The sequence below is a fragment of the Parapedobacter sp. genome, from assembly GCF_053550995.1.
Genome location: NZ_JBMQOC010000023.1, coordinates 26,128 through 32,973, shown reverse-complemented (window position 1 = coordinate 32,973; position 6,846 = coordinate 26,128). Strand labels below are relative to the sequence as shown.

The 6,846-nt window shown below is 51.7% G+C and carries 11 protein-coding genes; 3 read left to right on the top strand and 8 right to left on the bottom strand.

From position 1 onward, the window contains the following. On the bottom strand, positions 1 to 192 hold a 192-nt coding region (locus ACO1NT_RS03840), incomplete at its 3' end, for a hypothetical protein (RefSeq protein WP_449047079.1). A gap of 354 nt (positions 193 to 546) precedes the next feature. On the opposite strand from ACO1NT_RS03840, the gene ACO1NT_RS03835 reads away from it, so the two are divergent. Next, the gene (locus ACO1NT_RS03835; protein WP_449047078.1) at positions 547 to 870 is read left to right on the top strand and encodes a hypothetical protein; all 324 of its coding nucleotides are present in this window, start codon (positions 547 to 549) and stop codon (positions 868 to 870) included. Positions 871 to 985: 115 nt separating this feature from the next. On the opposite strand, the gene ACO1NT_RS03830 is transcribed toward ACO1NT_RS03835, so the two are convergent. Continuing rightward, positions 986 to 1,291, bottom strand: coding sequence for a hypothetical protein (locus ACO1NT_RS03830; protein ID WP_449047077.1), 306 nt, complete (start codon positions 1,289 to 1,291; stop codon positions 986 to 988). 262 nt (positions 1,292 to 1,553) lie between these two features. Here ACO1NT_RS03830 and ACO1NT_RS03825 point away from each other — a divergent pair, with 262 nt between their 5' ends. Continuing rightward, positions 1,554 to 1,784, top strand: a complete 231-nt coding sequence (locus ACO1NT_RS03825; RefSeq protein ID WP_449047076.1) for a hypothetical protein — start codon at positions 1,554 to 1,556, stop codon at positions 1,782 to 1,784. A gap of 1 nt (position 1,785) precedes the next feature. Here the strand turns inward: ACO1NT_RS03825 and ACO1NT_RS03820 are convergent, their stop codons facing one another. The 4 genes from ACO1NT_RS03820 to ACO1NT_RS03805 all read right to left on the bottom strand — a co-directional run bounded on the left by ACO1NT_RS03820 (position 1,786) and on the right by ACO1NT_RS03805 (position 4,985). Next, positions 1,786 to 2,514 carry a LytR/AlgR family response regulator transcription factor gene (locus tag ACO1NT_RS03820; RefSeq protein ID WP_449047075.1) on the bottom strand — a complete coding sequence of 243 codons (729 nt, stop codon included), beginning with the start codon at positions 2,512 to 2,514 and terminating at the stop codon, positions 1,786 to 1,788. Next, on the bottom strand, positions 2,514 to 3,584 hold the full coding sequence (locus ACO1NT_RS03815) for a hypothetical protein (protein WP_449047074.1): 1,071 nt from the start codon (positions 3,582 to 3,584) through the stop codon (positions 2,514 to 2,516). Before ACO1NT_RS03815 ends, ACO1NT_RS03820 begins: the two co-directional genes overlap by 1 nt. Positions 3,585 to 3,703: 119 nt before the next feature. Then, the gene (locus ACO1NT_RS03810; protein ID WP_449047073.1) at positions 3,704 to 4,762 is read right to left on the bottom strand and encodes a hypothetical protein; all 1,059 of its coding nucleotides are present in this window, start codon (positions 4,760 to 4,762) and stop codon (positions 3,704 to 3,706) included. 76 nt (positions 4,763 to 4,838) lie between these two features. Beyond that, positions 4,839 to 4,985, bottom strand: coding sequence for a hypothetical protein (locus ACO1NT_RS03805; protein WP_449047072.1), 147 nt, complete (start codon positions 4,983 to 4,985; stop codon positions 4,839 to 4,841). 221 nt (positions 4,986 to 5,206) lie between these two features. Here ACO1NT_RS03805 and ACO1NT_RS03800 point away from each other — a divergent pair, with 221 nt between their 5' ends. Further along, positions 5,207 to 5,860, top strand: a complete 654-nt coding sequence (locus ACO1NT_RS03800) for a Crp/Fnr family transcriptional regulator (protein WP_449047071.1) — start codon at positions 5,207 to 5,209, stop codon at positions 5,858 to 5,860. Positions 5,861 to 5,866: 6 nt separating this feature from the next. Here ACO1NT_RS03800 and ACO1NT_RS03795 read toward each other — a convergent pair whose 3' ends face one another. Next, positions 5,867 to 6,247 carry a type II toxin-antitoxin system VapC family toxin gene (locus ACO1NT_RS03795; RefSeq protein WP_449047070.1) on the bottom strand — a complete coding sequence of 127 codons (381 nt, stop codon included), beginning with the start codon at positions 6,245 to 6,247 and terminating at the stop codon, positions 5,867 to 5,869. After that, positions 6,241 to 6,456, bottom strand: a complete 216-nt coding sequence (locus ACO1NT_RS03790; protein WP_449047069.1) for a hypothetical protein — start codon at positions 6,454 to 6,456, stop codon at positions 6,241 to 6,243. Before ACO1NT_RS03790 ends, ACO1NT_RS03795 begins: the two co-directional genes overlap by 7 nt. Between the last annotated feature and the right edge of the window lie 390 nt (positions 6,457 to 6,846).

Below are 6,846 nucleotides of genomic sequence, written 5' to 3'. Positions count from 1 at the left end.
ACTGCGTTTGCGCGCGATGGCCAACTTGGCTTCGAAGTCATCGCGTGCCGTGGTCACCACCGCCAGATCGGGCGTGGGTGTCGGGAAATTAACATTGCCTTCCATAGCCAGCAACACGGTGTTGGCATGGACCAGCAGTTCATCATCGGGGACATTTGAAAAGCCTCCCCGGGCTTCGTGTTTAAAGTTCATTACTTTAACCATTTAAATGAGACCATAACAACCGGGACCATCCCGGTCTATATGAGCAAATTAGTATGGCCTCGAAGGCAGGAACGAACGTTGGCGGAAATTGGCGGAAATTGGCGGGATTTTACGCCAAATCGCGCCAACATGGGTGGTAGCGTCCGCTCACCATGCCGATAGAACCGAGTTCCGTGGTACAACAAGTCACCTTCCACGGACTACGCGGTGGCTTCCCTGGCCTACGACGCGGCTTCCTGGGGCTACGATGCCGCGGACATGCATGAACTCGCCGTCTTTACGTGCGACGGCGACGCTTCCAGGGGTTACGGTGCGGCGCCCACGTACGGGCTGACCGCATCGATGGGCCCCGACAAGGCCTGCGGGGGCTACGATGCCACGGCCATGGACTACGACAAGGCTTCCACGTATCTGTTTACGGCATCGAGGGACTCGGGTAAGGCAACACGGGGTTACGCGGCCGCAGCCACAGACTACGACGAAGCAGCTAGGGGCTACGATGCCGCCGCCACGTATGAACGTGCCGCCACCACGGACGACGATAAGGTGCCCTGGGGTTACGGTGCCGCGGCCATGGACTACGGCACCGCCGCCACGTACAAACTTGCGTCATCGACGGACCAGGTTAGCGCAGCCACGTACTACGCAGTGAGGTTCTGGGGGTAGCCCACCCCTCCCAGCCCCTAGCCAGCCGCGCCGAGCCCCTACGCCGCCAAGATGAAGTGCTACGCTGCCGGCACGATGTACTACGCCGCCGACGGTAATGTGGGGTTGTATCCCCTTATACCCGCCCCGTGCGTCGGCTTTCGGCGATGGCCTCCTCCAGGTCTTCGGGATAGAAGAAGTCGTGACCCATGCCACGTGGTTTCAGCTTCCCTTCCGCTTTCCGGCGGTCGTAAGTGCGGTCGCTGATGCCGAGCAGCTCTACAGCTTCCTGTCTATAAATCTTGCGCCGGATGAACAACGGCGATGTGGCCAATGGTTTGGTGTTGGCGGCGATCAACGAGAGGTGCGCGTTCATGGTTTCCTGTGCGGCAAGTTGCCTTGCCTGTAGGTCGATGAGGTCCTGCATGAGGTGATTTTCCATAGGTCAATGTTAAATAATTCGTATCTTTATCGTCGATTAACGATAGCATACTTTCATTTAATAGATAATTATTTGAGTAGACTGTAAATTAACATATCATAATAGCGTCAGCTATTTTTCTCGTTACCAAATATTACCACATTTCAAACTACGCGAGGAAGAATCTGCTGGACGCCCGGTCATGCGGGCGCCAGATTCTTTGCGTAGGCCGTGTGGTAACGGCTGGTAACGGGAGTTTGGTTGCCCGCAGCTGTTTTAAGCCATGACCATCCCGTTACCTACCGATATCTTAAACGTACCCATCGACTCCATCCCGGAGCTGAGCAAAGACTTCCGCGCGAGCTGCCGGGCATGCGGATTCCATACGCTACAGAATATCTGCCGACTGGGCGCCGCTGAAACGTCCAAAACACGTTGCTTAGGCCCCGATCTTTTCAGTGAGCTCACGGATTTCCTGCATGCGCGACGCATCTTGCATACCCTGCGGGCTTAATCTATTTCGTTGAGGGGTTGTCCGGGAAGTACCTGCGCAGCGCATTCCGGTATTGGCGGCCCACGGGGATCACTTGGTCTGTACAATAAAGCCGAACCTCCCTGGCGCGCGGCTTGAACACGTGCCAGGTCGAAATAACATAGCTTCGATGCACCTGCACAAAATGAGCCTTTGGCAGCTTGTCCAGCACGTCTTTAAGTGTTTCCCGCACCGTCACTTCCACTTGGTTTACCAAGTGGAAAACCACATGATTGCCGTCTGCCACAATGTACAGGATATCGCCTAACATGATCCTCGATTTCGAGCCAACGCTTCCGAACATCTCATGATGCCCCAACGATTTGTCGACATCCGGTTTACCATTCACGCGATCGACTACCCGGTTTATCGCTTCTTCAAAACTATTGAATGTAAACGGTTTAGTTAAGTAGTGTACAGCATCCAGCACATAGCCTTTGGTTGCCTTTTTCTTGGAATTATGGCCGGTCATAAAGACCACCAATGGTTTATTGGGCAGCGATTCAATCATTTCCATACCGTTCATGTCGGGCAGTTGGATATCTGCCATCAGTAAGTGTACGGGGTTATCCAGCAGGAATTCGCGCGTTTCTCCGGCGGTTAGGAAGCACCCCCTGCACTCGAAATTGGGGAATTGCTCCATATATTTCAACAAGAGTTCATGGACTTTCGTGTCGTCTTCCATGATGACGAAGTAGATGATGGGATCCATTACGAATAAGCAATATTTAATGAAACAATGTAATTTTCTTCACTTTCGTGCACGTCTAATTTTACCTCGTGCCTATGGAGGAGCGCAAGTTCCTGCGCCACCAAGCCAAGCCCTTTTCCCGTACTTTTTACCTGGCGGGGGTACGGGTTCTTGGCGTTGGTACAAGTAAACTGCATGGTGCCCCGCTCAAAAACAAACCCAACCCTTATCGGGTGCTCGGCATCCACCCAGCCGTGGGTGTCGCTATTTTCAAGCAAGGTAGTCAGCGTAAGCGCGCCGATTTCCTGCATGGTCGGTTCACCTTCCATTTGCACAACAACTACCCGATCATCGGCACCGTTCCGCAGCCGAATCGCGTTTACCACCTCATTAAAATAAGCCAGCGCACGGTGAATGGACACGATGGGCTCACCGTCTTGGGTGGCTTCCGCCACGTAGTCAAAGGTTTTAGCAATATGGGTCACCTGAGCCTCGGTATAGCTGTCGCCGGCCGAGACGGCCCGCGCCACCACATCAGTCATCACACGTTTGACGTAGTGCGATTGCCCGGCATTTAACAACTGGTTGTTTTTAACCTCCAGCAGTTCCATCTCGCTGTTTGTTGCCGCTTGTTTCAATTCGTGCTTGCGGCGATCGCTCAACAGTTTGCCATAGTATAAGGCGTAAACCGCGGTAACCATGATGACCGTAAAAAAAGCATCGAATGTCTTGGCCATAAATTCGGCCCAATTAAAGGGCACATGTTCCTTCTGCAGTTCAATGCCGAACAGCGGGAGCACCACATCCGCCACCGCCAACGCCAGCATCGGAAAGCCACCCACCGTGCCTAGCAACACCACGATACCTTTCCATCGATGCCGCGCATGGAAACAAAGCCGGGTTGCAGCTGCGGTAAGCAGGCAAACGAGCATAATACCGAGGGAAACGTAAAATATAGCCAGGAAATCCACTTCGCCGTAATCCAGCAGGTTTTTGAAGTAGGTGCCGCCGATATAAATCAGCGCAGCTAACCCTAATACCCATATAGGGATATCTAACAGCGTTTTGGTATACCATTTCTCACTTTTCATCTGTCGATTCTTCAGTTTCAATTGCAAGATGGGCCCCTTGGTGAATAAAATATTCACCAAAGGCACACCATTTTATAGTTTTGGGAGCCATGAATATCGAAATTTTCTTCGACTTTCGGTTACGTATTGCCCGGCAATTTCAATTTTAGCCGATGGTACTGCTTCCGTGTCAACACATACTGCATATAAGTTGGCTTATGGAGTAGGAATCGAAACCCTTTACGGCGATAAACAGCCCAACGGTCGAGGGGCTCCATGGCGGTGATGGGTTCGGCCGACCATAGCTGCACAAGGTTACGGTGCAGGGTTAGCCATCCCTCCCATTGGGCGGGGTTATTTTCCACGGATGCAGCGAGGTATTGGTACAGGCGATCTGTGGCCTCGCCCGCAAACCGGTGGGCGGATAGCCCGGCCGGCACGATGGCGGGCAGGTGTTCGAACAGCACACCCCGGTTGTCTGCCATTCCCGTCCCGGCACGCTGGCAACGCACCGGGTAGATGGGTATCGCCAGTCGGTGCGCCAGCGAAGCGAGCCCTACGCGCACCCATAGGCGCCGGTGGCCAAAATCGATTCCCAACAGGTTACGGTTATCGCGTCCGCCGGCGGTTGTACCCGTATTGCCATCCACATACACCAGCAGGGACCGGCCCGACTTTATGGCGCGCGCCATCTGCAAGAGTGCCTTCGGCTGTTCGGCATCGATGAGCTGCATGTTGAGGGCCACCCCCGTCTGCGCCATCACATCGGTATACACACGGTCCAGTTCCTGCTGCTCGTGCTGCAGTGCCTGGCCGGAAACCACTAAACTGAATGGCACGCCCGCCCGGGCCAGCAGAACATTGATGAGCCGGTACGATCCCGTATGGTACGTACACACGATGGCCGGTTCATGGCGAAGTGCCGCCGCCCAGCCCACATCCCATCCGGATAGCCTGATAAGCTCCGGAAAGCGCATCAATTCGATATCGTGGAAACTCAATCGTCGGTTCAGCTGCATCTGCATGAAGATATCGGGATAATCCGCGCGGTTTACATGGGGAAAGCAATTGGATAGGTTGGCATCGAAAAAAGCGAACTGCCTTTCCATCGTCTCGGAGGCATCCGCCAATGTAAACCGTTGATAGGCACGAATGATACCGGCACGTTCTTCCAGTAATTCTTCAGGTATTTTCATCATGATATCTATGATATGGTGTTTATAAATGGGGGTTAAAAAAGCGCGGGAGCCGGTTTGGCTCCCTGCGCTCAGCATGCTACAACGGATCGAAATCGCACTTTTCTTCCTTCGGTGGATCGTCGTCAGCACCCAGCCATCCCAACATGGCGTGCAGCGGCATCCTGTTCTCGAGGATCGTGCTTCCGTTGGATAGCTTTCTTGCATTGAAATTCATCGCTTTCATATCGTCTTCATTTCAAGTGTTAAACCATTACCCGCATTCGTTTCACCGGGGCTTCGGGCACCCTCCCCGTACCTGCGGCCGCAGGGTTATTTCGATGATCACGATGCAAGGATAGGAAGGCGAACCGACACCCCGAAGCGGTAGGGATACACAACCCGCAACCGCCCATCATCGGCAGATTTATGGGATAAGCCGTAAATTATGTCGTTCATCCCCTATACATGTCGTTCGTCACACGAGCGTTGGTTCGGTTAGCGCTGTTGATTATTTTCGGCAACCACGTATTGACCATGGATAACGACTTACTAAGCTTCTGGACTCATTACTGTAGATTAGATGCCTCGCACGCGGACTGGCTAGCCACCCACGCCATCCTGTTTTCGGTGAAGCGTGGCCAACACCTCTTCGAACCGGATGACTACGGATACCGTCGTGATTACCTCTATTTTGTCTGCGGGGGACTGCTGGGCACGCTATGGTGGGACGAATGGGGCAATCGTCGGATCGATCGCTTCCTCGCGCCTACCGACAGTGCGTTGACTACGCACAACCTATACACCTCCAGAACGGTTAATTACTTCGTCATCGCAATGCGTAGCAGTACGGTTATCCGTATCCGTGCCGATGCGTTGAAGGCGTATAAAGAAGCATGTTTTGAAGCAGATGTGCTTTCGGATGTGCTGGAACATAAGAAACTGAAACAGTATCGCGCCAAGAACCGCTTGATGCTGATCAAGGACGAACAAGAGCGCTACCGCGAATTTGTGGCGGATAGCTATATGAAACCCATCCGGCTCCTCACCTCCCAGCAGGAGCAGGCGGATTACCTGAATATATCGCGGCGTACGATTACGCGGGTGAACAGAATATTGTAAAAGAAGTTAGATTTTTGCAATTTGCAATTCAGGGATTCGGTCGAAATGTTTCTTATTCAAGGTAGCTATTGGAAGTTCATGAACAACGCAAGTCGCCGCGATAAAGATGTCTCTAAATTCAATCATTTTGTTCTTCCGTCTAAGAAAGTGGTAGATTTCTGCCGCCTTGGCGGCCACATCCACTGTAAATGGAAGTACATTAAGATCCCCTGTTAGGTAATTGACATCCTCCGTCTTTTCTCTGGAGGTAGCGCCCATATATAGCTCATACAACGATACGGCCGAAACGAAAAGTTCTTGATTAGTATCAGCCACACGATAAAGGGTAGTTTTGGATTTGTCTTTTACCCGCAGGTGCTCAATAAACAAACCGGTATCAATTACCATTGTTGTGGCTTTAACCCTTCAAAAGCCCTCTTTCCCAATTCTAAGGTTGCGACGTCATCATCAGACCAAGTGGACACTTTAATCAATTTCTTTTTGTAAGCGGAAGTGCTAGCCTTTTCTTCCTTTTGAATAATCACCCCCAAGCTATTTAATAATTGCTTGACCAATGAACTTTTACTGTTCGGAACATTAATCGTTAATTTTTCCATTTCACAAATTTAGCAAATAAACGTTAATCCACACAAAACGCTACTCGAATCTTGTACCGTAATTACTGCTCATGGCTGGTGAATGTACTGGCTACCTTCACGCCCCGCCTGGTGCGGATGGCCGACGATAGGAGCCGGGAGGATTGAAAATACTTGTCCCCAAAAATCAGGCAAGAAGGCGCTGTACACGCCGGCACGTAAATTTTATCGCCTGCTGGGCCGGATGTGGAAAATGTTGGAGGAAGATTTTGGTTTCAAACCCACGGATAGTGGGTAAATTAGTTATCGCACCTACGGAAAGAAGGCATTCGAAGCAGATCGGAGAAGCCGATCACACCTTAAAAAACGATGCATTTTAATGCTAGCTTCATTTTTCACCTCATGTAATTA

Bases quoted from the DNA above. Each gene is read 5' to 3' on its own strand.
- ACO1NT_RS03835 (WP_449047078.1), top strand. From the start codon at position 547: ATGGGCCCCGACAAGGCCTGCGGGGGCTACGATGCCACGGCCATGGAC.
- ACO1NT_RS03830 (WP_449047077.1), bottom strand. From the start codon at position 1,291: ATGGAAAATCACCTCATGCAGGACCTCATCGACCTACAGGCAAGGCAA.
- ACO1NT_RS03825 (WP_449047076.1), top strand. From the start codon at position 1,554: ATGACCATCCCGTTACCTACCGATATCTTAAACGTACCCATCGACTCC.
- ACO1NT_RS03820 (WP_449047075.1), bottom strand. From the start codon at position 2,514: ATGGATCCCATCATCTACTTCGTCATCATGGAAGACGACACGAAAGTC.
- ACO1NT_RS03815 (WP_449047074.1), bottom strand. From the start codon at position 3,584: ATGAAAAGTGAGAAATGGTATACCAAAACGCTGTTAGATATCCCTATA.
- ACO1NT_RS03810 (WP_449047073.1), bottom strand. From the start codon at position 4,762: ATGATGAAAATACCTGAAGAATTACTGGAAGAACGTGCCGGTATCATT.
- ACO1NT_RS03805 (WP_449047072.1), bottom strand. From the start codon at position 4,985: ATGAAAGCGATGAATTTCAATGCAAGAAAGCTATCCAACGGAAGCACG.
- ACO1NT_RS03800 (WP_449047071.1), top strand. From the start codon at position 5,207: ATGTCGTTCGTCACACGAGCGTTGGTTCGGTTAGCGCTGTTGATTATT.
- ACO1NT_RS03795 (WP_449047070.1), bottom strand. From the start codon at position 6,247: ATGGTAATTGATACCGGTTTGTTTATTGAGCACCTGCGGGTAAAAGAC.
- ACO1NT_RS03790 (WP_449047069.1), bottom strand. From the start codon at position 6,456: ATGGAAAAATTAACGATTAATGTTCCGAACAGTAAAAGTTCATTGGTC.